The organism is Burkholderia sp. Ap-955, from assembly GCF_011753045.1.
Lineage (GTDB): Bacteria > Pseudomonadota > Gammaproteobacteria > Burkholderiales > Burkholderiaceae > Burkholderia > Burkholderia lata_D.
The window spans coordinates 1-25,033 of record NZ_VWWH01000084.1 but is presented as its reverse complement, the minus strand read 5'-3'; the positions used below and the strand labels follow the sequence as shown (position 1 = coordinate 25,033).

Below are 25,033 nucleotides of genomic sequence, written 5' to 3'. Positions count from 1 at the left end.
CGATGCTCCTGTTGCGCTCGTACCGCACGCCTTTACATGATCCGGATGCCGCCGTTCGCCTCGATCGCAATTGCCGCGAACGGCAAGAGCACGATGCCGCCCAGCACGAGCACGCCGTCAGCGGCAAGCGTGACCGGCGTGGCGAGAATCCGCAGCCCCATGCCGAGCGCGGACGGCGATTGCCTGATGTAGACCGAGTACGGCCGGTTGAACGGCTGCGTGCTCGTCTTGTACTTTTCGGCGAACCCTTCCGTCGAATAGCGCTTGCCGCTGATGTCGCCTTCGAGCACGAGGCCGGCCTGCGCGGCGGTGAAGCCGTCGGCGGCGGCCGCCTGCCGATCGTCGTCCGACGCGTCCTTCGGCAGCACGATCCGGTATTGGCCCGTGATGCTGCCGCCGCTCGCATGAAAGGCGGCGAACGTCGTGCGCAGCGATTTCCGGTAACCGGACATCAGGACCGGCCGCAACTGCGCCGGCAAATCGAAGATGTAATGGTAGTCCGTGCCCAGGACGACGAGTTTCTTGCCGTCCTCGGTCATCATGAATCCGGACACTTGCTCGCTGTATCCGTCGTCCTTGTACAGCTTCGGCGTGAAGCAGCCCGACAGCGCGAGGCTGCTGGCGGCCATGCCGGCGGCCAGCAGGCGCCGGCGCGTGATCGATACGTTCATTGTTGTTGTCCCGTCTGTGCGGTTCGGTTCAGTTCAGTGGCTTTCGCCCTCGGTAGCCGGATTCTCGCGTATCCACTGCGCGTTGTCGAACGCGAAATCTGCCTTGGCAGCGGTCGACGGCCCCTGTCCGTGCCGTGCCGACAACGTTTTCGTCGCCGCTTTCAACCGTCTCCGCCATATCTTATTATTCGGCCAGTGCGGAGGTATACCGGCCGCCAACGGTCATGTCGAGGCATGACGCGCCGGTATGAATTACCGCCTTTCGGCTGGCGCGTCGCACGATGCGCGGTCGAAACGACAGGGCACGCGTGACCCGCGCGTATCCCAAAAAAATGACGAGAGGGCGCGATGGTACGACTGGTCTTGCTGCTGCTGGGCATCGAATACTTGCGTACCCGCTGGCGCGGGCTGACCGTGATCGGCTGGGTACGGATCGTCGCGGGCGTCGTGATCTTCGTCGATGCACTCGATGGCGCGCTGCACTTCCCGATCCAGATCTTTGCGTGGCTGTTCCTGATCGAGGGGCTCGCGACGCTTGCCGTGGCCGGCAGCGGCGTAGGCGGGCAGCGCATCCTGCGCTATGTGAAGGGGATCGTGGTGGTGGTCGCTGCCGGGCTCGTGTTCGCGGGGCATCACCACGGCCATTTCCTGCTGTCGATGATCTTCGGCACGCTGTTCCTCGTCGACGGGCTGCTGCAGTGCACTGCAGCGTGGATGGTGCGCTATCGCCGCTGGAACGTCGCCTTCGCATGGGGCGTCGTCGAGATCCTGCTGGCCATCTTCTTCTATCAGCCGTACCCGACGCACTATGTGGGCACCGTGCCGTACTGCCTCGGCCTGCTGCTGATGTTCGGCGGGATGCACATGCTGAGCCTCGCCGCGCGTGTGCGGCGGCTGACGCGCAATCCGGCGTTCGCGACGTCGCCGGCGCCGGCGCTCGCGCCGGATCTCGACGATGCACGCGACCAGCCGCATTTCGCGCAATCCGAATGGGACGGCCCGCCGGCCGACGGCGAGCATGCGCTCACCGTGCACGTGTGGACGCCGACCGGCACGTCGAAGGCCGAAGCGCAGCGCTATCCGGTGATCGACCGCTATATCGCGGCCGTGGACGTCAATGGCGTGATCTCGACCGGGCACGCGGCGCTGGAGTCGCCCGAGGGTATCTATATCAGCCTGTATCCGGGCGTCGAAATCGATCGTTCTCCGGACGAATTCACGCGCATCCTGCGCGCGACCCGCGAAAACGACGTGCCGGGCCTGTTCCAGCCCGACTACGCGACCGAGTCGAAGGCGTGGTGCCCGTCGACCGTGCGCGTGCGGATCCGCAACTACGATCCATCGAAGCTGGATGCCTTCTGGACGTCGTACCGGCAGAACGTGACGTACAACCTCACGTACCGCAACTGCTCGAGCACGGTGTCGAACGCGCTCGAAGCCGCGCTCGACGGTGCGGTGTGGCGGCTGAAGGGCGCGCGTGCCGGGTGGGGCGCGTTCGTGCGGCTGCTGCTCACGCCCGAGCTGTGGGTCGCCGCGCAGATCCGCAAGCGCGCGGTGACGATGGCATGGACGCCCGGGCTCACGCTCGACTATGCGCGCGCGCTCAGCATGCTCGCCGATCCGCGGCCGTTCGCGTGGTGGAAGGTCGCGCGCTCGGCCGTGAAGGCGATCATGACGTCGCGACGCACGTGGCGCGAGCAGGACAGCGCGGCGCTGTCGCCCGGCGGCTCGGAGGCAGCGTCGATGAAGTGATCGCGTGCCACCGGACGCGGGCCCGGCGGCACTGCGGCCGCCGCTGCGCGGCCGCGCGATGTTGCCCGCCACGAGAACCCCCCTACGCAAACAACAATGAACAAGACGAGAGCGTTCCGCATCCTGATTCCCGCCGCGCTGGCGCTGACGAGCGCCGGCTTCGCGCAGGCGAGCGCGGACGAGGTGCCGCGCATGAGCGACGACGTGTACCGCACGTCGGTGTCGTTCTGCTCGAACGTCGCGGCTGCCGAGAAGATCGAGTGCCAGGGCGACATGATCGCCGCGGGCAGCCGGATCGTCGCGGCGATCGGCGGCCTGCCGCCGGCATCCGCCACGTCGATCGACGAAGGCGCGCGCAGCAAGCTGCCGGCGGCGGAGCGCAAGGGGCTCGCGCCGGTCGAGCCGGGCGCGATCGACAAGGACGACGACCTCGCCGGTCTCGCCGGCATGGTGCGCCTGTGCGACGTCTACGAATCCGAGCCGGCGTCGCGAGCCCGGCATCACGCGGCGCTGAAGCAGCAGGCGCCAGGCGCCGCACCGCGCGTCGAGGCGTTGCTGGCCGATGCGTCGACGGCGGCGCGCCGGCGCGTCAGCATCGGCGTGTGGCAGATCCTCGCGCTCGAAGGCCCCGAATCGATCACACGCGCGTGCACGCAGCTGGGCGCCGGGTCGTGAGGGGCGGCGTGCCGCCAGTGTGGCGGCACGTGTCGGCCGTGTGAGGCAGCGCGCGACGCGACGATGGGTGCCTGTACCCGCGCCGCCGGACTTCATTCGTCCACCTTCACATTCGTGCCATGTTGCGTCGGCAACAATTGCGGACAGACATTCGACAATCTTGCGGCGCATCCCGCGACCGCAAGCCTTTTCCGAGGAAACGCCATGCTCAAGACGCTCGCCCGCGCCGCTGCCGCACTCGCCGTCGCTTCCGTTTCACTGCACGCCACCGCGCAGACCAGCTACGACTACCTGTTGCTCGCCGCGTCGTGGGAGCCCGGCTTCTGCGCGTCGCACGATACGCCCGAATGCACGAACCTCGCCGGCACGTACGCGGCGACGAGCCTGTCGCTGCATGGCCTGTGGCCGAACAACTACGACGGCAACCAGCCGTTCTACTGCGGCGTGCCGCAGAACGACATCGATCTCGACAACGCGCACCAGTGGTGCAGCATGGATGCGTACCCGATCAGCAGCGCGACCCGCAACACGCTGTCGACGTACATGCCGGGCGTCGCGTCGTGCCTCGACAAGCACGAGTGGTTCAAGCACGGCACCTGCTCGAACTCGACTTCGCCCGATGCGTACTGGAATCAGGCATCCGGCATGATCAGCCGGCTCGGCAACACGTCGTTCAACGCGTTCCTGCAGGCGAACGCGGGCAAGACGGTCACGCGTAACCAGCTGCTGTCGGCCTTCGAAGGCGCATTCGGCAGCAACACGCGCAGCGCGGTGTCGCTGAAGTGCACGAAGACGAATGGCGTCAGCTACTTCACCGAGGCATGGATCGCGGTGAAGACCAATGCGGCCGCGCAGTTCCCGAGCGCCGCATCGCTCGTGACGGACGGCAACACGCAGGGCACGTGCCCGACGTCGGGCGTGTATATCGCGAAGTAACGGGGAAGGGCGAAGGGGCGACGGCGCGCGACATCGTGTGCGCCGTCGCCGGTCACGGCTTCGGCGGGATGCCCGACCACAGCAGCCGGGCCAGTTCCGGTGCGTCGAGTTGCGGCTCGTGTTCGTCGATCGCGTCGGGCAGTGCATGCCACGGCACCGCCGGATTCCGGTGATGCTGCAGATGAAGGTTGATGTGATACGGCCACACGAACACGCGGCCGATCCAGCCCGTGCGCCATGAATACGTCCAGTCGGCCCAGCCGGGCGTCGCGTGCGGGCCGCCGCTGTGCTCGGCCATGCTGCGGATCTTCTGCAGCAGTACCGACAGCGTGAGCAGCGTCACGAACCACAGCGCGGCGACCAGCAGGAGCGTCTGCACGGAACAGGCCCACACGAGCAGCGCGACGATGACTCCCCATACCGCCGCGGCTGCCTGGAACGGCCGGTCGAGCCGCGTGTTCTGTCCGCCCGCGCGCCGGAATGCCGCCATGTTGCGCACCATGTTCAGCACGAGCAGGTCGCCGAGGAACTGCCGCGCAAGCGGCCATGCGTCGAGCGGCCGGAACCGCCACGGCTGGTCGTGATAGAGGAACTGCCGCTCCGGGTCCTGCTCGGTGCCGAGATGCCGGTGATGTGCGAGATGCAGCGGCCGGTAGAACTCGATGGGCACGAGCCCCGGCACGCCGATCGCGACGTTGATCAGGAAGTCGTTGAAACCGCGGCGGCGCGTGAGGTGATAGTGGACCGCGTCGTGATACAGGATGAACAGCGCATGCTGCCGCGTCGCGACGACGAGTACGGCAAGCGCATACAGGTACCACGCGCCGAGCGCGGTGGCCACCCGGATCGCCACGACGATGCACGCCCATTCGAGCAGCGCGGCCGCCATCGTGCGCAGGTCGACTTTGGCGCGCAGCAGCGTGAGCGTGAGCGCGCCGGCCGCGATACCGATCGCGCCGCCCCATGCGACGTCGGCGGCACGATGCTGGCCGGTGGTCAGTACCGTCACCATCAGCAGCGCGCTCCACGCGATGAACAGCACGGCCGACCGCCGCCGGAGCGCCAGCAGCACGATGGCGATCGCGACCGGCAGCGCGACGTGTCCGCTCGGCGATGCGGCAAGCGGCGTGTCGATCCGCTGCAGCCACGCGATCCAGCCGTCATGAACGGGCGGCCATGCGACGGCGGTCGGATGCAGCAGATGGCACACGAGGCAAATGCCGGCCGCGAGCGTGCCGGCGAAGAACGCCGGCAGCAGCCATGCACGGCCACGCCCGAGCCACACGAGCGCGGGCATCACGAACAGGTAGCTGAGGTAAAGCGGCACGGTGCCGGGCAGCAGCGGAACCGCGCGATCGAGTGTGCTCGCCGGAATGATCGTGACCGGCCCGAGCGGCAGGTGCGTGACGAAGGAGTAGAACGCGCCCGTCACGACGAGATAGGTGGCGAGCAGCAGCCATGGCCGGGCGATCGGCGCGTCGTTCGCATCCTGGCGGGAAACGGCGTTGGACATGGCGGGAGCAGGCGGGTAACGGGCTATCATAGCAAGCTGTTCAGTCTTGCAGGAGTACCCGATGGAGTTGCGTGCCACCGCCGTCGAACGTGCGGCCCTGGGCCCGGACGACATCGACCGGATGTTCTCGTTGTATGCGGCGTCCTATTGCGACACGGTTCGTGCGCAGTTCGACCGCGACCTCGGCGACAAGACGCACTGCATCGTGCTGCGCGACGGCGGTGGCGCGATCCAGGGCTTCTCGACGCTCAAGCAGTACGAGACACGCTGGCGCGACGCGTCGATCCGCGTGATCTTTTCCGGCGATACGATCATCGATCCCGCGCACTGGGGCACGCAGCATCTCGCGTTCGCGTGGATCCGCCACGCGGGCGACGTGTGGCGGCAGGCACCCGCCGTGCCGCTGTACTGGTTCCTGATCTGCAAGGGGCATCGCACCTATCGCTACCTGCGTGCGTTCGCGCGCGACTACGCGCCGCGTGCCGACAACCTGACCGCCCCGGCCACGCAGGACCTGATGGATTACCTGGCCGCGAGCCGCTACGGGCACGCGTACGACTCCGCCACCGGCCTGCTGTCGTTCGACACGCCGCAGGGCCGGCTTGCGCCCGTGCTCGCGGAGGTGCCGGCCGCGCACCGGCGGCTGGCCGACGTCGACTACTTCCTCGCACGCAATCCCGGCTACGCACAGGGCGACGAACTCGTGTGCCTGTGCGAACTGTCGGCGTCGAACCTGCGGCCGCTTGCGCGCCGGCTGTTCGACGGGGTGTGAGCCACGCGCATGCGGATCCGTCTCGCGCAATCGGCCGACAATGCGCGCATTCTCGATTTCCAGTCCCGTCATGCGATGCAGGGCAGCCTGCCGCTGCGCTTCGATCGTGCGCCTGACTACTTCGCGCTGCATCGCTGCCACGCGCCGCATCATGAGGTCTGGCTCGCGGAAGATGAGCGTGCGTCGTTGAAGGGGCTTGCGAGCCTCGTCGTGCGCGACGGCTATCTCGGCGAGCGCGCGCAGCCGGTCGCCTATCTCGGCGACCTGCGGCTGATGCACGACCGGCGGCTGTCGCGCGAGTGGACCGACTCGGTGCGCGCACGCTTCGCGACCCTGCGCGCCGACGCCGGCGTGCAGCATGCGTATTGCTGCATGATCCGCGACAACCGGCTCGCGGTGCAGTCGCTGGCGCGCTCGCGGCGCGAGAACCGGCTGCGTTTCACGCACTGGCACGGCTACGAGAACGTGTCGATCTACGCGCAGCGCGGGCTGTCGTCGGTGCCGCGTTGCGTGCCGGGCGTGCGGATCGTCGATGCGCAGCCGCATCATGCGGACGCACTGCGCGCGTTTCTCGATGCCGAATCGCGCCGCCAGCCGTTCGGCGGCGTGTTCTCCGCGGACGAATTCGCGCGGCGGCTCGACACGTGGCCGTCGTTCGGCATCGACGCGTTCCTGCTGGCGCTCGACGCGCACGACAACCTGGTCGGTTGCGTCGCGCCGTGGGATGCAGGCGAGATCAAACGGATCGTGCTCGAACGGCTGCCGTTGCCGCTGCGGGCGGTCCGTGTCGCATTCAATGCAGTCGCACCCGCATTGCGCCGCCCGCGTATCGCGGCGCCCGGCGAGCCGTTGCGCGACGTCTATCTGACGCACCTGCAGGTGCGCGACCGCGATCCGTCCGTGTTCGCGGCGCTGCTCGATGCCGCGTGGCTGCGCGTGCGCAATAGCCATGCGCTGATGCAGTTGTGCCTGTACGACCGCGATCCGCTCGGGGCGGCGCTCGCGCGCTACCACGCGGCGCGTACGCCGATGGATCTCTATACGCTGTCGACCGGCGAGCCGGCCGTGCCGATCGATGGCCTGCTGGCCGGCCGCGTGCCGGGCTTCGAGATCTACTTGGTCTGAGCGCGCGTGACGTGCAGCAGGTCGGCGAACGCGAGCCAGAAGCGGCCGGCGTCGAAGCCGAGCCCGCCGAGCACGGGCTGGCCGTGGTCGAGCCGCGGCAGGCAGATCTGCGGGATGCTGGGCATCACCTGGTGTTCGAGATAGAACTGTCCGTCGTGCGCGCAGCCGGGACGATGCCCGTTCAGCCGCCCGTGATGCGAATCGAAGCGCGTGGACGCCTCGACGGACCAGCTCACGCCGTGCACGAGATGCAGGTCGCGCGGCAGCGCGGCAAGCATTGCGCCGACGCGCGGATCGCGCCGGCTGCTGATGTCGCGCGTCCCGGCGTCGGCCCAGCGCGTGCGCAGCATGCGGCGTGCGATGCGGTCGGGCCACGGCGCGGCCACGTGCGGCGGCATGCCGTGGCGGAAGATCGTATCGACGATCGCGGACGGCCCGCACGGCGGCTGCATCAGCGCGAGGCCGGCACAACGCGCCGCCAGCGCCGGGTCGACGACGAGCGCGGCGAGCGTGTCGATGCCGCCCTTGCTGTGCGCAAGCGCGACGAATTCGCCGCCGGCCGGCAGATGCGTGCGCAGGTATGCACCGATATGCGCGCCCTGATCGAACACGCCGCGCGCGGAACGCACCGGCACCGTCAGCACGCGATAGCCGGCCGCGCCGAGCGTCTGCCGCGCGCCGCGGTTGCAGCCGGGCAGCCATTCCGAATACAGCCCGGCGACGAGCACCACCGTCGTCGTCAGCGGCAGGCGGGCGGTGCGCCGTGTCCAGCCGTCGATGAACGCGTCGGTCCGGTCGAGGTTCGCCGCGGCACGCGTGAACGGCGTCGCCGGATAGTGGCGGCGCCAGTCGTCGAACCCGTCGGGCGTCCACGGCGCGCGGGTCATGCGTGCGACTCCGGTTCGGGTTCGGCAGTGGTCAGATACGGTTCGAGCGCGGCGCGTGCCGCGCGCAATGCCGCCTCGCTGTCGAGGCGGTCGGGATGGAAGCGCGGCGAGAACCAGAACAGCCACATCGGCATCACGCGCGTGAAGATGCCCGGTGCGACGAACAGCCAGCGCAGCAGTTGCAGCCAGCCGCGCAGGTTCCAGGTCTGCCCGTCGACGGCGACGAGGCGGTGCACGAAATAAATCAGGTCGATCACGAAGTAGACGGAGATCCCGAGCATGGCCGCGCAGCGCACGACATAGCGCCGCACCGCGTTCGGCATGGCCGCCGCGAACACGTCGAACGCGACGGTCTTGTGCTCGGTTTCCTCGATCGCATGCCAGCGCCACACGGCCGCCATTGTCGGGTCGGCGCCGTCGAGGATCGCCGGGTCGCTCAGCAGGCGGTGCGCGAGGATCGTCGTGTAGTGCTCGAGGCACGCCGTCAGCGCGAGCCGCGTAACGGGCGCCACCTGCCGCGCGGCATTGCGCTGGCGTGTTTCGAGCAGCGCCTCGAGCGCGTCGACCGGCACGTGCTGCGACGCGAGGCGTGCGTTGTAGAGCCGGTGCACGCGGATATGCGACGCTTCCTGCCGCACGAACGCGTCGACGTCGGCCGCGAGCGATGCATCGCCGCCAACCTGGGCGCGAAACGGCCGCACGCTTTCGATGAAGAAGCGCTCGCCGAGCGGGAACATCACGGAGAACGCGTCGAAGAAGCGCGTGACATGGCACGTGCCGCGATACCAGAAGCGCGGAATGCGTTCGTCGATCGCGAAGCGCACGTCGCGGGTCGGCATGCGCGACGCGGGGCTGTCGGCGCTCGGGCGGCGAAACGGCCGCATGCTAGTTCCGCCCCGCCAGGGACGGGGCGCGGGCCGTTACCGGCGGCTGACGCATCTGTTGTATCCTCCCGTGCAAACAACCGCCATCCCGAACCATGAACCGACCGAGCGCGCAAGCCGCTGCCGCGCAGACCCGACGTTACGATCGGGCGAACCTGCTCGTGCTCGCGCTGCAGAGCGTGGTGTGGGCCGGCACGCTTACCTGGCTGTCGCATACCGGCGCCGGCGCGATCAAGTGGCTCGTGCTTGTGCCGTTCTGCCTCGTGATGCAGGGCGTGTTCTCGATGATGCACGAAACCTTTCACGGGTTCGGGCATCGCCGGCCGATCGCGAATTATATGATGATGTGGTGGGCGTCCACGATGTTCGGCGCGGCCGCGACACTCATTCACGTGAACCATCTCGGCCATCACGTGCGCAACCGCACGCGCGCGGAGCGCGCGGATTTCGCGACCGCGGACGAATCGCTGCTGCGCAAGCGCGTTGAATACTACGCGGCGATACTCGGCGGCATCTGGCTCGGCAGTTTCGTCGGCAGCTTCGTGCTCGCGCTGGTACCCGGCCGCACGATGCAGCGGCTCGCCGCGCGCGGCGACGACAACACCTACGCGGCCGCCTTCAAGGAATTCAAGGCGGCCGACTTCCGCCGCATCCGCTACGAAACGCTTGCTGCCGCTGGTGCCTGGCTGCTGGCCGGCTGGCTGCTCGACTGGTCGGCGTCGGCGGTGCTGGTTGCGTATGTCGCGTTCGCGTTCTCGTGGTCGTCGCTGCAATGGGTGTACCACATGCGCACGCCGCTCGACGTCGTCGAAGGCACGTACAACATGCGCGCGCCGACGCCGGTGCGCTGGCTGCTGCTGAACTTCAACTACAACCTCACGCATCATCGCCGCCCCGCGCTGCGCTGGCAGGACATGCACGCGGTGTCGGACCTGCGCGAGACGCGGCCGCTGTGGTACGGCTGGCTCACGATCTTCGCGCCGCCGCGCCGGCTGCCCGACGATCTCGCGCAACTCGACAAGACCTATTTCTGATGGACGCGTCCGCCCGCAGCCCGGCCGATGCATGGCGCACGTTCGCACGCGCCGCGCAGCCGGACGTCGATCGATGGCAGGCCGGCCTTGCAGCGCCGGGTGACATGCAGGCGCGCCGGCTGACGGCGCTGCTCGCCGCGAACCGCGATACGGTATTCGGGCGCCGGTTCGGCTTCGACCGGATCGACAGCCCCGCGCAGTTCCGTGAACGCGTGCCCGTGCATGAGGCCGCCGATTTCCTGCCGTGGCTCGATCGTGTGTCGCACGAAACGGAACCGGTGCTGAGCGCAGAGCGCCCGGTGTTCCTCGAGCGCACCAGCGGCAGCACCGCGCGCCAGAAGCTGATTCCTTATACGCCCGCGTTCCTGCGCGAACTGCAGGCTGCGATGACCGTATGGCTGGCCGACATGTATCGCGCCTGTCCGGCGCTCGGCGAAGGGCGCGCGTACTGGTCGATGTCGCCGCCGCTGCAGGCGCCCGGCGTCGCGCCCAACGGGATTCCGGTCGGCTCGGCGAGCGATCTCGACTACCTCGGCGACAGCAGCGCGGCCGCGCTCGCGTCGACGCTGCTCGTGCCGCCGCTAACCGGTAACGCAACGACGTGGCGGCGCGAGACGCTGCGCGCGCTCGTCGCGGACGAAGCGCTCGCATTCATCAGCGTATGGAGCCCGACGTTCCTGACGAGCGTGCTGCGCCCGCTGTTCGATCGCAACGATGCCGACGGCGCGCGCGATCTCGCATGGGTCGAGGCATCGCTGCCGGCCGACCGCCGCGCGGCGCTGCGCGGTGCGATCGCGGCTGGCGATTGCCGGGCGCTGTGGCCGCGCCTGGCCGCCGTGAGCTGCTGGCTGGATGGCCCGAGCAAGCATTACGCCGACGCGTTGCACGTGCGGTTTCCGCAGGCACAATGGCTGCCGAAGGGGTTGTTCGCGACGGAAGGTGTCGCGAGCATTCCGTTCGGCACGGGCGACGGTTGCCCGCTCGCGATCGGCAGCCACTACCTTGAATTCGTGCGCGACGACGGCAGCGTGTGCGACGTCGAAGGGCTGCGCCCCGGCGACGACGCGCAGGTGCTGCTGACCACGGGCGGCGGGCTGTATCGCTATGCGCTCGGCGATCGCGTGCGCGTGGTCGGCATGGCCGCGCGCACGCCGCGCATTGCGTTCGTCGGGCGTGCGGCGGCGAGCGTCGATCTCGTCGGCGAGAAACTCGACGAACAGATTGCGGCTGAAGCGCTGAACCGCGCGCGTGAGCAGTACCGCGAAGTCTGCGCGTGCGTCGTGCCGTGCGTGGCCAAAGAAGGACTGCCGCATTACGTGCTGTGCGTTGCCGGCGACATCGGCACCGAGGCAGCCGACGCAATGTGCGCAGCTGTCGAAGCCGAACTGGTGCAGGCGTTCCACTACGCTCACGCGCGCCGCCTCGGCCAGCTCGGTCCGCTGCGCATGCGCTGGCTGGGCCGATCGCCGGCGCTACTCGGCGACCTGCTGCAACACGCGGCCGAACGGGCCGGGATCCGCGCGGGCGACGTGAAGCCGTGCGCACTCGTGACGCGGTTGCCAATGGCTGATGCGTTGCTGGCGATGACAAATGAATGATGTGATGAACGACACGATCGAACCACGTGGATGCGGGCATGAATGCCCGTCGCGCGATGCGGCCGGTGCGCACGACCATGCGCCGCTACCCGACGGCCTGCACGAGCAATGGTTCGTCGCGTGCACCGAACGCGAACTCCCGCGCGACAAGCCGCTCGGCGTGAGGATCCTCGATACCGGCATCGTGCTGTTCCGGCAGCGCGACGGCCGGATCGCCGCGCTGATCGACCAGTGCGTGCATCGCGGCACGCGCCTGTCGGCCGGCAAGGTCGACCGCGACACGCTCGTGTGCCCGTATCACGGCTGGCGCTATGACGGCGAAGGGCAGGTCGTCCACGTGCCGAGCATCGACGGCTCGCAGCCGGCCGGCACGCCCGGCCGCTACCCGTTCCGGCAGCGCACGCTGCCCGTGCAACTGCTCGACGGGCTCGTGTGGGTGTACCTCGGCACGGACGATCCGTCGGCGCGTGCGATCTTCCGGATGCCGTTTTGCGACGTCGCGCCGTGGCAGTCGTACTTCATGGTGAATACGTTCGACGGCGACATCGCGATGCTCGCGCAGAACTTCATGGACGTGCCGCATACGGTATTCGTGCACGACGGGATCTTTCGCAGCAGCCGCGGCCAGGCGATGGAGGCGACGGTCGCGACGACACAGGACAGCGTCGCCGTCACGTATCACGACGGCGACGACAAGATCGGCTTCTGTCTCGACTGGCTCACGAACCCCGATCGCGTGCCGCTCGCGCACGTCGACCGCTTCATCGCGCCGAACGTGACGCGCTGCGACTACCTGTGGGGCGAACGTTCCGGGTTCCTGATCGTCAGCCAGATCACACCGATCGATGCGCGCCGCTCGCGCGTCTATACGTACATCGCCTATCGCTTCCGGCTGCCGCGTTGGATGCTGCGCGCGCTGCGGCCGCTGCTGAACCTGTACACGCACCTCGTGATCCAGCAGGACGTGCGGATCATGCGCGCGCACCGGCAGGGCCTCGACAACGCGCCGGGCTTCCGTCCGCACAACGTGCGCGCCGACATCGTGCACGTCGCGATCGACCGGCTGCTCGATGCGGTGAAACGCGGTGAGCCGCTGCCGGTCGCACAGTGCGGCGAGAAGGTGATGCGGTTCGAGCTGTAGGCGCCGCTCGGGGCGTCTAGTGCGCGGGGCCGGTCTGGCCGGATGCGGGCGGCGCGAACGCGGTGCCGTCCGTCAGGTAGCGGTGGACGGCCGGCAAATGTTCGAGCGCGAGCGCCGGATACGCGTGATGCACCTGGTGATAGCCGATGTTGCGCGGATACAGCACGAGCTTGCCGATCCAGCCGAACGTCATCGTGCGTGTCATTTGCCAGATCGATTCCGGCGCGCGTTCGTCGATCTCGACGTGTTGATGTTCGAGCAGCACACGGTTCGCGTTCATGATGCCGCCGACGATCCACGGCAGTCCGTAGTACGTGAAGAACGGCAGATCCCAGTGCACGACGGCCACGATCGCGAGCAGATAGCCCGCGCAATGCGGCAGGTCGGCGCGCGCGCAGGCGATGACTTCAGGGTGACGGCGCAAATCCTGGTGTGAGCGGTCCTGCATGAAGCCGCGCGCGTACCATGGCCGGAACGCGGGCCACGCGAGCGCGAGCGGCGCCATCAGCGCGCGCAGTGGCCACCAGACCGGCAGCAGCGCGCCGCGCAGCATCATCACGCGCTGCACCCAGCCGCCGCGCGCGGCCAGCCGGTGCAGGTACGGATCCTCGGCGGTGCCGACCGCGCGGTGATGGCGCAAGTGGTGATAGCGCATCGCGGCGATCGACGAACCGATCGTCCAGCCGGCGAGCGCTTCGACGAGCGCGAGCGGCAGCGTCATGCGCCGCATCGGGAGGTGGCAGGCGTCGTGCAGGATTACGCCGAATGCCTGCAGCCGGCCCGCGATCAGCAGCACGGCCGCGACATAGACGAACGGATTCGGCACGAAGCGGATCGCGGCCCAGCACAGCACGATGCCGAGCCAGTCGATGCACGCATAGCGGACGAGCCGCCATGGCCGCGCACCGGCCGCGAACGGCAGCGTGCGGTTCAGTTCGGCAGGCGTCGGCAGGGTGGATGGCGTGAGCATTCGATGAGGTCGGGCGCACCGTCGATGGTGCGCATGCAGGCGTATCGGTCGGCAATATACACCGGTTTCCTCAGACGTCGAGCGGCCGCATTCAACGCGCGGCGTGGCTTGCCGAACCATCGCATGGCCGCGTTTGCTGCTTCGTCGACGTTCGGCGCATCGTCACCGGCCCAGGCGACGACGCCATCGGGCCGCACGAGCACGGCGCGCAAGCCCAGCCGGTCTTTCGCATCGCCCGCGCGACCGCTTGTTTACTCGAGCAGCCGCAACGCGTCCGCGAGCGACAGCACCGTCGTGCGCGATTCGAAGGCGGTGGAGAACAGATGCTCATGGACCACCGGGTCCGGGTCGTAGCAGCAGTCCTTGACCGTGTACAGGCGGAAGTCCGCATCGCTCGCGTGGGCGATCGACGACAGCATCACGCCCGTCGACGCGATGCCGACCATGATCAGTGAATCGACACCTTGCTCGACCAGCCGCGCCTGCAGATCGGTGCCGAAGAACACGCTGGCGCGGTGCGCGACGATCAGCGGCTCGTCGGGCTGCCGGCCGAGCTCCGGGCACGGGCCGTCGTTGACGAAGAGGCCGAGCTGCTTGATGCCCTGGCCGTTCTTGTTGCGCGGGCTGACTTCCGGATAACCGGGGCTGAACCGGAGGTTCGCGAACCAGACGCCGACGCCGGCGGCCCGCGCCGCATCGCAGAGCCGGCGCGTATTGGCGAGCAACCCGGGTGCGACGGACGGAAAGAGGCCGAGGATGTCGGTCTGGTAATGCATGACGAGCAGCGCGGTGCTCGACGGCACGATGGCGGGAATCGGCGCGGACGGGCTGTCGCCGGGGTGCGTGGGGGTGGTCGTTGCGATATCCGGTGCGTGTTGCCGAGTCATGAACGAGAGTCTCCGATAGCCCGCGGGGAATGTCAGCGTCCCCGATTTGTACCGGAAAATCGGATCGGCTGCCGATGCGATTTTCGTAGGGGCGTTTTACCGTGCTGCGCGGCGGCCCCGGCCAAACCGGCGCCACGTCTCTGCACGGCCGCAATATACTGGCATGCGCTTTATCGACTCACGGTTGGTCACGGTAGTGTGACGTCGACGCCGATGGTCGGTCGCGACTGCCCGCCGCTACCGGCTTGCAGTTCTTGCGCGGAGCATGCCCGAAGCCGCAATGCCTCGCGTGATGTCATTTCATGTCACGTTGTGCCAACACGAGCGACACGCCATGCCAGTTACCGGATTCAGTCACTACAATCTGCGCGCGGATCGGCCGACACTCGATTCGCTGCGGGATTTCTACGTCGACATCGTCGGCTTGCAGGAAGGGTTTCGTCCGCCGTTCAAGAGCTTCGGGTATTGGTTGTATGCGGGCACGCAGGCCGTGCTGCATCTGTCGGAAGCGCGGCCGGGCGAGTCGCGCCCGTCAAACGTTGCCAATACGTTCGATCATGTTGCGTTTTCATGCGCAGACGCCGACGACATGGCGCGTCATCTGACAGACGCCAACGTGGCGTTCACGCGCGCGCACGTTCCGCTCACCGGCCAGGTGCAGTTTTTCTTCCGTGATCCGGCGGGCAATGGCGTCGAGTTGAATTTCGCGCAAGCCGGGTGAGTGCGAGTGGCGTTTGCTGCCGAGCGGCGCATGTCGATATCAGCCGGACACGGGGCTACGGGCCGATCGTAAGGGGTGCAGGCGCGTTTGGAACACCTGGCGTCCCGAGCAAGTCATCCACCCCTTCTGCACCAGCGTGCCGTACGCCGGCAATACAAACCCGCAGCAAAACATTCATTTTTTCAAAATCAATCCGCTCATGTATTGATTCAAATCGCGGAAATCTTGGACTGTCCAGGAGTGGGGCGGGAGTTTTACGCCGTTCTCTCGCAACGTTTTCGGAATCAGGTCCCCATTGGGACGGAGGGTGACTGACGAGACAATGACGCCGGGATAATCGTTGAGCCGCTTCTTGAAGGCGGGCGTCGTAAGGTCGGGCGTGGGTGGGTTGCTTTTATTGGCCAATGGCCCCGTGCCTCTGGCATCTGCTCCATGGCACATCGCACATCTCGCCAGGAAGATCTTTTTCCCGTTATCACTATCCGCGAAGGCGGGTGATGTTTGCGCAAGCAATGACACACCCAATGAAGCGACGAGGAATATTTTCATTTTTCGTAGTTTTGTTGTGTGAGCCGCTGCATGTCTCTGTGGGGGCGATGGCTGCCGAATGGCGAGTTCTCCATTGAGCGCGCCGACATTCATCTGCCGGCATGGCGCCGGGTGAGGCGCGCTCAACTTCTCCGCCTTAAAAAATCGACCTTCCCGAATAAGTCGTCAACCACTCCAGCGCCAGCGTCCCTGCACTCCGTCAATATAAACTGACATGTACTCTCGCCAACACAGACCGCGCGGACAGGCATCACTTCACTTCCGACTCCCGGGTTCGGACCGGGCCGCCATGTCGGCAGAAAAAATATCGTTGGATAGACTACTTTCCTTTGCAGCTTTAAGCTTGTTGCATCGACGGGTGCAATCCGCCTCCCGTTACGAGACGAAAGAATAACACCCAATGCACACGTACCGCTGCCACGTCGTGCCAGTCCGAAGCGGCCCTGTCCGCAACCTGTCGGGACGTCAGAAGTTAGGAGACACATTTCGCTTGCATGCACTGAGCCTTCCGTGATCAACTTATCTTCCGGGGACTTTTTTAGCACGCTAAGCCGGCGCAAAATTTTATTTTCGATATCTGGTGGGTAATTTAATATCATGCAAAATAATTTAAATATTCGTGGCGAGCCAATACAAACCGTTTATACCAATTTTCGCCTTGGGAAATTCATTGTAAATCGTAGATATCAGCGTAAGCTTGTATGGACGTTGGTTGAAAAGCAGCGATTCATTGATTCTCTCATTAATCAATTTCCTGTTCCGTTGTTTTTGGGTGTTGCATTTGAGCATCCTTCTAGGGGCAACTGCTTCGAGATTTTGGATGGCATGCAGCGACTTGAGGCAATAACTTCGTTTATCGAAGGTCAGTTTCGTGTGGATGGTGGTTATTTCGACCTCTCAATTGTTGCGGAGACAAACAGGCTTCTGCAGGAAGGTAAGCTTGAACAAAAGCTTCCTACATTGAATTTTGCTGCCTGCACAAATATTCTTAATTATCCACTTCCGATTTCGACTTCAACTTACACGACCACAGCTAATGTGGATGAAACATTCAGGCGAATAAATACAGGTGGAGTGCGATTGTCCACGCATGAAGTCCGTCAGGCTGGTGCGATAGCGGATTTTCCGCAATTGGTTCGCAGGTGCGCTATGTATATTCGCGGAGATGTGTCGCACACGGATATTGTGGATTTGGAGGCAATGCGCAACATCAGCCTAACGAGCGATGATTTAAATTATGGAATAAAAGTTCGAGATACTTTTTGGAATAAAAGTCATATTCTCACTGCTGAGAATATCTTGGCATCTCGCGATGAGGAAGTGGTGGCTCACATTCTCCTACACCTGTTGCTAAAGGAAAATGCCAAAACGTCGTCCAATTTTCTGGATGATGTATATACCGATGGAACTGAGGTTGCAGTTCTTGCGAATGATGCAGTTTTGAAGCATGGTGCTGATATCATTTACAAGCAATTTTGTTTTGTTTTTGATGAGTTGGGCAAGGTCATGCATGAATTTGGGTACAATCTTGCGACGCATTTATATTCTGATAGGCCCTTGAAGATTCAGCACGCTTACCAAGTAATTTACCTTGCATTTTTTGATTTGCTGATGTTGCAAAACAAAAAAATACAGAATGTAGGGTCGCTGGCTCGGGCTTTGAAAGGCGTTGCAACAAACTGCATGGGCCGACTCAGTAATGATCGAAAATGGGTGCAATCTGAACGTATTCAGATGATAAACTCAACAAAAGGAGTGATCTCTTCGCAATTCATTGCTCGGGAAGGGATGGATCCGACGGCAATATCTTGGGTCGATAATTTGCAAAATATACTTAATCAGTCTAGGACGGAGAATGTTTGCTATGACTTTAAGATAGGTTTGCACGATCTCTCGAGGGCTGGAGGGTTAAACGACAAAATTCTGCCGAAAGTGGTTAGAACGCTTACGGCTATGTCAAACTCTCATGCAGGGGATAGCTACGTAATTATTGGTGTGGCGGATAATCAGGGGCACGCGCTGCGCCATGAAGGGATTTATTCTGAAAAAGCTGTGAAATATGGGGATTTCTATGTGGCAGGTGTTGGTGCAGAGGCGAGGAAATTTTATAAAAATCTTGACACTTACCAGCAAAAACTCCATCAGTTAATTGAGGATGAGCCAATTAATGATGAAATCAAGCGAGCGATTCAGAGGAATGTGGTATTTATAAAGTATTATGAAAAAGATGTTGTTTTGATGAAAATAACAAGAGGAAAATATCCTATTAAATATGATGGGAAGATTTATGTGAGAAAGATTGCGAATACGGATCCGGAGCCAATTTCTGAAAAAGATGAATTTTCATTCTTTGGTGAGTTTATGGAGCAATCCAATCGCTACCCTTATTCTAATTAATTAGTATGATCGCCGGCCGGTGACGTGGGGAAGAGACGGATGTAGCTCGCATCGCTGGCCGGGGCCGGCTACCCGTATGATTGTTTTACTTCGGAGGGTGTCGTAGCGCGCAGCTTGACTTCAAGGGGCGGTGTGGGTCGATTGCTGACGAATGACGAATTCGCCGTTGAGTGTGCCGATATGCGTCGATCTTCACCCGCCGACATTGCGCCGGGTGAGGTGCGTCTAACTTCGCCACCTCAAAAAATCGACCTTCCCGAATAAGTCGTCAACCATTCCAAAGCCGTAGTCCCCGCCAACGAGTTCCCGTTCGCATCGAGCCCCGGCGCCCACACGCACACGGCCATCTCGCCCGGCAGCACCGCGACGATCCCGCCGCCGACGCCGCTTTTCGCGGGCAGTCCGACGCGATACACGAAATCCCCCGCCGCATCGTAGGTGCCGCAGGTCAGCATCAGCGCCGACAGCCGCTTCGCGGAGCTCGAATCGACGATCCGCTCGCCGGTGACCGGCGCGACACCGCCGTTCGCGAGGAACAGCGCGGCGCGCGCGAGCTCGACGCAGTTCATCGTGATCGCGCACTGACGGCAATACGCGTCGATCACAGTGTCGGGCGGCATTTGCATGTTGCCGAAGCTCGCCATGAAGTGCGCCATCGCGCGGTTGCGCTCCGCGTGCTGCAGCTCCGATTGCGCGACGCGCGAATCGTAGTCGATGTCGTTCGCGCCGATCAGCCGCCGCACGAATTCGACGAGCGCCGTCTCGGCCTTCACGAAGCGGCGGCACAGCACGTCGGTGACGACCAGCGCACCGGCGTTGATGAACGGATTGCGCGGCTTGCCGCGCTCGCTCTCGAGCTGGACCAGCGAGTTGAACGCGTTGCCGGACGGCTCGCGGCCGACCCGTTCCCACAGTTCGTCGCCCAGCAGCTGGAACGCAAGCGTGCACGCGAACAACTTCGAGATGCTCTGGATCGAGAAGCGCTCGTACGCGTCGCCCACCGTGCAAACGTTTCCGTCGAGCGTCACGACGGCCATCCCGAACTTGTCGGCAGGCACTTTCGCGAGTTCGGGAATGTAGTCGGCGACCCGGCCCTGGCCAATCCAGGGGGCGAGTTCGGTGTGGATGCGTTCGAGGATCGTCTGGTAATTCATCAAGTCAGGCGGGTAGGTGAGTGGCCGGATTCTGGCGAGCCCGTATGGAACCGTCCCGGCGCCGATTCGTCAAGCACGGACGATATCGCGCCCTTATTTTCAAGACCTCTGAACAGGCAATCGGCCGGCGCAGTATCATGCGGTACGTTTCGGCCAATGGCCGGCGTCCGGCACCGGCCGGCGCCGCCGCGGCTTCCCCGATGACCCGACCGCTGCCCATGTCTTTTCGCATCCTGCTCGTCGAAGACGACACCCGCCTGTCCACGCTGATCGCCGGCTACCTGCGCAAGAACGACTATGAAGTCGACACTGTGCTGCATGGTGACGCCGCGGTGCCGGCGATCCTGTCCATTCGGCCCGATCTCGTCATTCTCGACGTGAACCTGCCGGGCAAGGACGGCTTCGAAATCTGCCGCGAGGCACGCAAGCAGTACGACGGCGTGATCATCATGGTGACGGCGCGCGACGAGCCGTTCGACGAACTGCTCGGCCTCGAGTTCGGCGCGGACGACTACGTGCACAAGCCGGTCGAGCCGCGCATCCTGCTCGCGCGGATCAAGGCCCAGCTGCGCCGCGCGCCCGCGCGCGTGACCGAGAGCACCGCGCCGCAGCCCGAGCGCTACGCGTTCGGCAAGTTCTCGATCGACCGCACCGACCGTTCCGTCGTGCTGCCCGACGGCAGCACGCCCGACTTGACGTCGGCCGAATTCGACCTGTTGTGGGCGCTCGTGTGCCATGCCGGCGAAGTCGTCAGCCGCGACGACCTGATGCTGCAGTTGCGCGGCGTCGAATTCGACGGCCTCGACCGCACGATCGACGGGCGCATCTCGAAGCTGCGCCGCAAGCTGCGCGACGACGCGAGCAACCCGCAGCGGATCAAGACGATCCGCAGCAAGGGCTATCAATTCAGCAAGCACGCGTGGGAATGACGCGGCGTTCGCACGATGCCGTCACGTTCCGCGCGGGCATGCCACCCGCCGGCCGGGAGCCGAGATGATCCGACGAACCCGTTCGCACCCCGATGCACCGCCGCTGCCGACGCTGCGCTACGTCAAGTGGCGCTGGCTGCATTTCCGCCGCGCGTGGACCGATACGCGCGCCGACCGCATTCCGAGCTGGTCGCGCCTTTACGTGCGTACGTACCTGCATCTGCTCGGCCTCGTGCTGCTGACCGCGCTCGTGCCGGCGCTCGCGCTGTGCGTCGAATTGTCGCCGCAGGTCGTGTGGCATGCGTTCGACTCGCTGCCCGGCGACATCTGGATCGTGCTCGTCTTCGTGTTTGCCGCACCGGCGCTCGCGGCGTACCGGTGGATGCGGCCCGTATGGTCGGATCTCGTGATGGTGCGCGAGCGCGCGATCGACTTCACGGGCGGACGCTTCAACACGCGTGCGCGCGAATCGCACAGCGTGATCATCGGCCCGCTTGCGCGGACGCTGAATGCGCTTGCGATGCGCATGGAACGGCTGATCGCCGCGCAGCGCGATCTGACGAACGGCATCTCGCACGAGCTGCGCACGCCGCTCGCGCGCGTGCGGTTCGCGCTCGAAATGCTGCGTGAACCGGGTTCCGCGGCCGAATACCAGGGCGCGCTCGAGAGCATCGCGCAGGACGTGACCGAGCTCGAAGAGCTGATCGACATGAGCCTCACGTATGCGCGGCTCGAATACAGCTCGCTGCAGTCGAACCTCGAGATGACGGCCCCCGTCGCGTGGTTCGAGCATCAGGTCAGTGATGCGCAGCTGCTGTATCCGGAGCGCGCGATCGAGTCGCGCATCGCGATCGGGTCGGACCTGCGCGTGAAGATGGACCGGCGGCTGATGTCGTATGCGATGCGCAACCTGTTGCGCAACGCGAGCAAGTACGCGAAATCGCGGATCGTCGTCGGGATCTCGCTCGTGCACGGCAACATCGGGATCTTCGTCGAGGACGATGGTCCCGGGGTGCCGGAGAGCGAACGCGAGCGAATCTTCGACGCATTCGTGCGCCTCGACCGCCGCACCGGCGGCTATGGCCTCGGCCTGTCGATCACGCGGCAGGTGCTCCATGCGCACAACGGCCGGATCGCGGTCGTCGATCCCGTCGAACTCGGCGGCGCGCGCTTCGAGATCAGCTGGCCGGTCTAGCGATACGCCGCTCGGGCGCCGAGCCTCGTCAGTCACCACACCACGACAGCACACTGCCGCGCGCGCCGGATTCGAGCGCGTCGCCGGCCTGTTCCGCCGCACCTTCCCCGTATCGATGCTTTCCCGCACCGCAATCGTCTCGTGACGATTCGTTTGCCGCGCGTACGCGCTTTGCAGTACGATTGCAATTGCAACTATATGGGCGGGCCGATGGATGACAGCGCAGGCGGGCGGCTCGCGACGCAGCAGTGAAGCCGGGGCCGCCACGATGGCCGCTCCCTTGTTCATGCATTCCTGTCCGGGTCACACATCATGCGGCTTTTGAATATCGTGTCTTCTCCCCGCGGCGCCAGATCGGCTTCGATCGCGGTCGCCAATGCCTTTGTCGATGCGTACCGGGAAACGGGCGCCACGATCGACGTCGATACGCTGAATGTCTGGGAGGAGGACTTGCCGGACTTCGACAGCGAGGCGATCGGCGCCAAGTACAAGGGCGTCGCCAACGCGCCGATGGATGAGGCAGAGCAGTCGATCTGGCGGCGCATTCAGTCGCTCGTGAAGCGCTTTCAGGAGGCGGACCGGATCGTCGTCGGCGTGCCGATGTGGAATTTCGGCTATCCGTACAAGCTCAAGCAACTGAGCGATCTCGTCAGCCAGCGGAACATGCTGTTTACGTTCGACGGCACAGCGTACGCGCCGTTGCTGGAGATTCCACGCGCGCTGGTGATCCATGTTCGCGGGCAAAGTCGGGAAACCGGTGCGGGTGCCGACAATCCCGGGTTCCGGCATCAGGCCGACTACATCGAATTCTGGTTGAGGTTCATCGGCGTGAGCGAGGTCAGGAGCCTGACCGTCGAACACACGTGGGGCGCACGCGCAAACGACAGTATCGAGCGGGCGCGAGCCCGCGCGGTCACGATGGCGGCGGAGTTCTGACCCGGCTGGGCGGCGCGAGGGAGACGCGGAGGCCGCCGGAGCGGCATCCGCGCACGCTCAATAGGTACGGCCGAGCTGCAGGTAGAAGTTGCGGCGGCCGCCGGGCGCGAGCGCGACGCCGATGTACACGGGCCCGAACGCGGTCGACAGGCTCGTGAAGAACGTATAGCTCTGCTTGAGCGCACCGCCGCCGATCTGCTGGCCGCTCGACCAGACGTTGCCGACTTCCGCGCTGGCGCCCACCGACAGCGCCTTGATCGGCGATGCGTTGAACGTCATCAGCTGGTTCATGTAGGTCACCTGCGCATACGCGAGCTCGTTGCCGTTCAACTGGTCGGCCGCATACGCGGACAGATGCTGGAAGCCGCCGAGCGTGAAATTGAACGCGTTGATCAGGTTCGTGCCGCCGATGCTCTTGCCGCCTTCGATCGTCGCGCTGACGCTGTGCCGGCCGAACTGCTGCGCAACCATCGCCTTGCCGTAGATCTCGGTGTAGGGCGCGTTGTTGATGCTGTCGTCGAAGTTCGACGCCGAGCCCCCGTTGCGCGAGACCAGCGAGCGTTCGATACGCAGCTCGGTGAAATAGCCCTTGCGCGGGAACAGCGGATCGTCGAGCTGGTCGATGACGAGCCGCGCGCGCGCGGTCAGCGCCTGCGACGTGAAGCTCGGCCACAGCAGCGACTGGCCGCTGCCGTCGTCGAACGGCAGGTTGTAGGTCGGCGAGCCGTGCCCGGTCACATAACCGAGGCCGATCCGGAAATCGCCGAGGCGCCCGATCGGCAAGCCGAGATCGAGCCCGGCGCGCGCGGTCTGCATCAGGTACTGCGTGATCTTCACGTCGCCGCTGTCGTCGTACAGGTTCGCATAGCGGCGCTGGTATTCCGCATACGGCGACAGATAGACGCCGTACGCCATCGACAGCGGCTGACGGAACTCGATGCGCGCCGATTGCAGGTCGCTGCCGATCGTCGTGTCCGCGCGGAATTCGAGCCCGGATTCGGTGAGCCATGGCCGCCGGTAGCCGACGTGCAGGCGGAAGCCGCCTTCGTCGGTCGAACTGCTCGACATGCCGAGCCCGAACAGCAGGAAATTCGGCCCCCAGTATTTTTCGCGTGCATCGATCTCGAGCACGTTTTCGTCGCCGTGGCTCACGATCTGCTGCGTGACGCTCTCGAAGTTGCCGCCGGTCGTGAGCCCGAGCAGATCCTGGCTGACTGTGTTCGGATCGTAGGTGTCGCCGGGCTTCACGTGCAGCGCGTTGCTGACGACCCGCTTCGGCACGCCGCCGGTGGTCTTGATGTCGATGCGCGTGATCCGGATCGGCGGCGGCAGCGGCTGCGCGTGCGCGGACCGGTAGGCCGCGTACTGTTCCGGCGTGAGCGCGAAGCGCTTCAGCTTCGGCAGCGCCGCGGTCGCGGCGGCAGCGCCTGCGGCGATCGCCTGCTTCGCATTCTGGAAATCGGTGAACGCGAGCGAGCCGAGGTCCGGCGTGAGCAGCACGTCCTGTGCGTCGAGCTGCTTGCGCTGTGCGGTCACGTTCTGGCGGATCAGGATGCCGACCATCTGCTGCATCACGTCGGCGGGCGACGCGAGCGCGTCGAGCGGACGCAGTTGCGAGCCGATGTCGACCGCGATCACGACGTTCGCGCCCATCTGCCGCGCGGTGTCGACGGGCAGGTTGCTGACGAGCCCGCCGTCCACGAGCGCGCGCCCGTTGATCTCGGCCGGCGCGAACAGGCCCGGCATTGCCATGCTCGCGCGGATCGCGAGCGGCAGCGAGCCGCGGTCGAGCACCACCATCTGGCCCGTCTGCAGGTCGGTCGCGACCGCGCGGTACGGGATCGGCAGGCGGTCGAACGGCTGGTTGGTCGGCACGGCGGCCGTCCAGTTCGCGAGCAGCGCCTGCAGCCGGTTGCCCTGCACGAGGCCGACCGGCACCTTCACGCCTTTCTTGCCGAAGCCGAGCGTCAGCCCGTTGATGTACAGGCGCTCGTCCTCCCGGCTGGTTTGCGGCAGGTCCGCGCGCTCCGTCACGTCGAACGCGATGTCCGCGAGGTTGACCTCCGACAGCCGCTTCTGCATCTCGCCGGCGGCCATGCCGCTCGCGTACAGGCCGCCGACCACGGCGCCCATGCTGGTGCCCGCGATGCAGTCGATCGGGATGCGGTTGTCTTCCAGTACCTTCAGGACGCCGAGGTGCGCGTAGCCGCGCGCGCCGCCGCCGGACAGCACGAGGCCGATCGACGGGCGGCCGGCCGGGCCGCCGTCGGCTTCGCAGGTGTGCCCGGACGCGGCGGGCGTGGCAGC

The 25,033-nt window shown here is 65.2% G+C and carries 23 protein-coding genes; 13 read left to right on the top strand and 10 right to left on the bottom strand.

Annotation, left to right across the window (positions count from 1 at the left end):
- Window positions 1-32: 32 nt before the first annotated feature.
- Complete coding sequence (locus tag F3J15_RS30055) at window positions 33-671, bottom strand: hypothetical protein (protein WP_166895785.1); 639 nt, start codon at window positions 669-671, stop codon at window positions 33-35.
- 348 nt (window positions 672-1,019) lie between these two features.
- Here F3J15_RS30055 and F3J15_RS30050 point away from each other — a divergent pair, with 348 nt between their 5' ends.
- The 3 genes from F3J15_RS30050 to F3J15_RS30040 all read left to right on the top strand — a co-directional run bounded on the left by F3J15_RS30050 (window position 1,020) and on the right by F3J15_RS30040 (window position 4,034).
- Window positions 1,020-2,423: a DUF308 domain-containing protein gene (locus tag F3J15_RS30050; RefSeq protein ID WP_166895783.1), complete on the top strand. Its 1,404-nt coding sequence runs from the start codon at window positions 1,020-1,022 to the stop codon at window positions 2,421-2,423.
- A 96-nt stretch (window positions 2,424-2,519) separates the two neighbouring features.
- Window positions 2,520-3,098 (top strand): hypothetical protein, encoded by a 579-nt coding sequence (locus F3J15_RS30045; protein WP_166895781.1) that lies wholly within the window; start codon window positions 2,520-2,522, stop codon window positions 3,096-3,098.
- Between the two features lie 204 nt (window positions 3,099-3,302).
- Window positions 3,303-4,034, top strand: coding sequence for a ribonuclease T2 (locus tag F3J15_RS30040; RefSeq protein ID WP_166895778.1), 732 nt, complete (start codon window positions 3,303-3,305; stop codon window positions 4,032-4,034).
- A 52-nt stretch (window positions 4,035-4,086) separates the two neighbouring features.
- Here the strand turns inward: F3J15_RS30040 and F3J15_RS30035 are convergent, their stop codons facing one another.
- The gene (locus F3J15_RS30035) at window positions 4,087-5,547 is read right to left on the bottom strand and encodes a fatty acid desaturase family protein (protein ID WP_166895776.1); all 1,461 of its coding nucleotides are present in this window, start codon (window positions 5,545-5,547) and stop codon (window positions 4,087-4,089) included.
- 61 nt (window positions 5,548-5,608) lie between these two features.
- On the opposite strand from F3J15_RS30035, the gene F3J15_RS30030 reads away from it, so the two are divergent.
- Both F3J15_RS30030 and F3J15_RS30025 read left to right on the top strand, forming a co-directional pair.
- On the top strand, window positions 5,609-6,319 hold the full coding sequence (locus tag F3J15_RS30030) for a hypothetical protein (RefSeq protein ID WP_089448145.1): 711 nt from the start codon (window positions 5,609-5,611) through the stop codon (window positions 6,317-6,319).
- Window positions 6,320-6,328: 9 nt separating this feature from the next.
- Window positions 6,329-7,444 (top strand): hypothetical protein, encoded by a 1,116-nt coding sequence (locus tag F3J15_RS30025; protein ID WP_166895774.1) that lies wholly within the window; start codon window positions 6,329-6,331, stop codon window positions 7,442-7,444.
- Here F3J15_RS30025 and F3J15_RS30020 read toward each other — a convergent pair.
- The gene (locus tag F3J15_RS30020) at window positions 7,432-8,331 is read right to left on the bottom strand and encodes a hypothetical protein (RefSeq protein WP_166895772.1); all 900 of its coding nucleotides are present in this window, start codon (window positions 8,329-8,331) and stop codon (window positions 7,432-7,434) included. The genes F3J15_RS30025 and F3J15_RS30020 overlap by 13 nt on opposite strands.
- A complete protein-coding gene (locus F3J15_RS30015; protein ID WP_166895770.1) occupies window positions 8,328-9,215 on the bottom strand; it encodes a metal-dependent hydrolase in 888 nt (295 codons plus the stop codon). Before F3J15_RS30015 ends, F3J15_RS30020 begins: the two co-directional genes overlap by 4 nt.
- A 95-nt stretch (window positions 9,216-9,310) precedes the next feature.
- Here F3J15_RS30015 and F3J15_RS30010 point away from each other — a divergent pair, with 95 nt between their 5' ends.
- From F3J15_RS30010 to F3J15_RS30000, 3 genes are read left to right on the top strand one after another with little or no spacing between them, the layout of a single operon-like run.
- Window positions 9,311-10,249 carry a fatty acid desaturase gene (locus tag F3J15_RS30010; RefSeq protein ID WP_166895768.1) on the top strand — a complete coding sequence of 313 codons (939 nt, stop codon included), beginning with the start codon at window positions 9,311-9,313 and terminating at the stop codon, window positions 10,247-10,249.
- Window positions 10,249-11,847 (top strand): GH3 auxin-responsive promoter family protein, encoded by a 1,599-nt coding sequence (locus F3J15_RS30005; protein WP_166895766.1) that lies wholly within the window; start codon window positions 10,249-10,251, stop codon window positions 11,845-11,847. The genes F3J15_RS30010 and F3J15_RS30005 overlap by 1 nt, the downstream gene beginning before the upstream one ends.
- Before the next feature lie 4 nt (window positions 11,848-11,851).
- Window positions 11,852-12,988, top strand: a complete 1,137-nt coding sequence (locus tag F3J15_RS30000; protein WP_240159149.1) for an aromatic ring-hydroxylating dioxygenase subunit alpha — start codon at window positions 11,852-11,854, stop codon at window positions 12,986-12,988.
- Between the two features lie 16 nt (window positions 12,989-13,004).
- On the opposite strand, the gene F3J15_RS29995 is transcribed toward F3J15_RS30000, so the two are convergent.
- From F3J15_RS29995 to F3J15_RS29985, 3 genes are read right to left on the bottom strand one after another with little or no spacing between them, the layout of a single operon-like run.
- Complete coding sequence (locus F3J15_RS29995; RefSeq protein ID WP_166895764.1) at window positions 13,005-13,958, bottom strand: fatty acid desaturase family protein; 954 nt, start codon at window positions 13,956-13,958, stop codon at window positions 13,005-13,007.
- Window positions 13,919-14,176: a hypothetical protein gene (locus F3J15_RS29990; RefSeq protein ID WP_345891580.1), complete on the bottom strand. Its 258-nt coding sequence runs from the start codon at window positions 14,174-14,176 to the stop codon at window positions 13,919-13,921. The genes F3J15_RS29995 and F3J15_RS29990 overlap by 40 nt, the downstream gene beginning before the upstream one ends.
- A gap of 33 nt (window positions 14,177-14,209) precedes the next feature.
- Entirely contained in the window at window positions 14,210-14,845 is a 636-nt protein-coding gene (locus F3J15_RS29985; RefSeq protein WP_166895760.1) for an isochorismatase family cysteine hydrolase, read from the bottom strand.
- 334 nt (window positions 14,846-15,179) lie between these two features.
- Here F3J15_RS29985 and F3J15_RS29980 point away from each other — a divergent pair, with 334 nt between their 5' ends.
- Entirely contained in the window at window positions 15,180-15,566 is a 387-nt protein-coding gene (locus F3J15_RS29980; protein ID WP_166895800.1) for a VOC family protein, read from the top strand.
- 174 nt (window positions 15,567-15,740) lie between these two features.
- Here the strand turns inward: F3J15_RS29980 and F3J15_RS29975 are convergent, their stop codons facing one another.
- On the bottom strand, window positions 15,741-16,115 hold the full coding sequence (locus F3J15_RS29975) for a cytochrome c (protein ID WP_166895758.1): 375 nt from the start codon (window positions 16,113-16,115) through the stop codon (window positions 15,741-15,743).
- A 597-nt stretch (window positions 16,116-16,712) separates the two neighbouring features.
- Here F3J15_RS29975 and F3J15_RS29970 point away from each other — a divergent pair.
- The gene (locus F3J15_RS29970) at window positions 16,713-18,512 is read left to right on the top strand and encodes a DUF262 domain-containing protein (RefSeq protein WP_166895756.1); all 1,800 of its coding nucleotides are present in this window, start codon (window positions 16,713-16,715) and stop codon (window positions 18,510-18,512) included.
- Between the two features lie 239 nt (window positions 18,513-18,751).
- On the opposite strand, the gene F3J15_RS29965 is transcribed toward F3J15_RS29970, so the two are convergent.
- Window positions 18,752-19,666 carry a glutaminase gene (locus tag F3J15_RS29965; RefSeq protein ID WP_166895754.1) on the bottom strand — a complete coding sequence of 305 codons (915 nt, stop codon included), beginning with the start codon at window positions 19,664-19,666 and terminating at the stop codon, window positions 18,752-18,754.
- Window positions 19,667-19,884: 218 nt separating this feature from the next.
- Here F3J15_RS29965 and F3J15_RS29960 point away from each other — a divergent pair, with 218 nt between their 5' ends.
- From F3J15_RS29960 to F3J15_RS29950, 3 genes are all read left to right on the top strand, one after another.
- Window positions 19,885-20,595, top strand: a complete 711-nt coding sequence (locus F3J15_RS29960) for a response regulator (RefSeq protein WP_039366515.1) — start codon at window positions 19,885-19,887, stop codon at window positions 20,593-20,595.
- Window positions 20,596-20,659: 64 nt separating this feature from the next.
- Window positions 20,660-21,790 carry an ATP-binding protein gene (locus F3J15_RS29955; RefSeq protein ID WP_166895752.1) on the top strand — a complete coding sequence of 377 codons (1,131 nt, stop codon included), beginning with the start codon at window positions 20,660-20,662 and terminating at the stop codon, window positions 21,788-21,790.
- A gap of 312 nt (window positions 21,791-22,102) precedes the next feature.
- A complete protein-coding gene (locus F3J15_RS29950) occupies window positions 22,103-22,726 on the top strand; it encodes an NAD(P)H-dependent oxidoreductase (protein WP_166895750.1) in 624 nt (207 codons plus the stop codon).
- 57 nt (window positions 22,727-22,783) lie between these two features.
- On the opposite strand, the gene F3J15_RS29945 is transcribed toward F3J15_RS29950, so the two are convergent.
- Window positions 22,784-25,033 (bottom strand): patatin-like phospholipase family protein (locus F3J15_RS29945; RefSeq protein ID WP_166895748.1); only part of this gene is annotated, 2,250 nt, incomplete at its 5' end.

Excerpts from the sequence above, each read along its gene's own strand:
- F3J15_RS29980 (WP_166895800.1), top strand. The coding sequence starts at position 15,180 with ATGCCAGTTACCGGATTCAGTCACTACAATCTGCGCGCGGATCGGCCG.
- F3J15_RS30050 (WP_166895783.1), top strand. The coding sequence starts at position 1,020 with ATGGTACGACTGGTCTTGCTGCTGCTGGGCATCGAATACTTGCGTACC.
- F3J15_RS30030 (WP_089448145.1), top strand. The coding sequence starts at position 5,609 with ATGGAGTTGCGTGCCACCGCCGTCGAACGTGCGGCCCTGGGCCCGGAC.
- F3J15_RS30025 (WP_166895774.1), top strand. The coding sequence starts at position 6,329 with ATGCGGATCCGTCTCGCGCAATCGGCCGACAATGCGCGCATTCTCGAT.
- F3J15_RS30055 (WP_166895785.1), bottom strand. The coding sequence starts at position 671 with ATGAACGTATCGATCACGCGCCGGCGCCTGCTGGCCGCCGGCATGGCC.
- F3J15_RS29995 (WP_166895764.1), bottom strand. The coding sequence starts at position 13,958 with ATGCTCACGCCATCCACCCTGCCGACGCCTGCCGAACTGAACCGCACG.
- F3J15_RS29960 (WP_039366515.1), top strand. The coding sequence starts at position 19,885 with ATGTCTTTTCGCATCCTGCTCGTCGAAGACGACACCCGCCTGTCCACG.
- F3J15_RS30010 (WP_166895768.1), top strand. The coding sequence starts at position 9,311 with ATGAACCGACCGAGCGCGCAAGCCGCTGCCGCGCAGACCCGACGTTAC.
- F3J15_RS30040 (WP_166895778.1), top strand. The coding sequence starts at position 3,303 with ATGCTCAAGACGCTCGCCCGCGCCGCTGCCGCACTCGCCGTCGCTTCC.
- F3J15_RS29975 (WP_166895758.1), bottom strand. The coding sequence starts at position 16,115 with ATGAAAATATTCCTCGTCGCTTCATTGGGTGTGTCATTGCTTGCGCAA.
- F3J15_RS30005 (WP_166895766.1), top strand. The coding sequence starts at position 10,249 with ATGGACGCGTCCGCCCGCAGCCCGGCCGATGCATGGCGCACGTTCGCA.
- F3J15_RS29970 (WP_166895756.1), top strand. The coding sequence starts at position 16,713 with ATGCAAAATAATTTAAATATTCGTGGCGAGCCAATACAAACCGTTTAT.
- F3J15_RS29965 (WP_166895754.1), bottom strand. The coding sequence starts at position 19,666 with ATGAATTACCAGACGATCCTCGAACGCATCCACACCGAACTCGCCCCC.
- F3J15_RS30020 (WP_166895772.1), bottom strand. The coding sequence starts at position 8,331 with ATGACCCGCGCGCCGTGGACGCCCGACGGGTTCGACGACTGGCGCCGC.
- F3J15_RS30015 (WP_166895770.1), bottom strand. The coding sequence starts at position 9,215 with ATGCGGCCGTTTCGCCGCCCGAGCGCCGACAGCCCCGCGTCGCGCATG.
- F3J15_RS29950 (WP_166895750.1), top strand. The coding sequence starts at position 22,103 with ATGCGGCTTTTGAATATCGTGTCTTCTCCCCGCGGCGCCAGATCGGCT.
- F3J15_RS30045 (WP_166895781.1), top strand. The coding sequence starts at position 2,520 with ATGAACAAGACGAGAGCGTTCCGCATCCTGATTCCCGCCGCGCTGGCG.
- F3J15_RS29985 (WP_166895760.1), bottom strand. The coding sequence starts at position 14,845 with ATGACTCGGCAACACGCACCGGATATCGCAACGACCACCCCCACGCAC.
- F3J15_RS29955 (WP_166895752.1), top strand. The coding sequence starts at position 20,660 with ATGATCCGACGAACCCGTTCGCACCCCGATGCACCGCCGCTGCCGACG.
- F3J15_RS30035 (WP_166895776.1), bottom strand. The coding sequence starts at position 5,547 with ATGTCCAACGCCGTTTCCCGCCAGGATGCGAACGACGCGCCGATCGCC.
- F3J15_RS30000 (WP_240159149.1), top strand. The coding sequence starts at position 11,852 with ATGAACGACACGATCGAACCACGTGGATGCGGGCATGAATGCCCGTCG.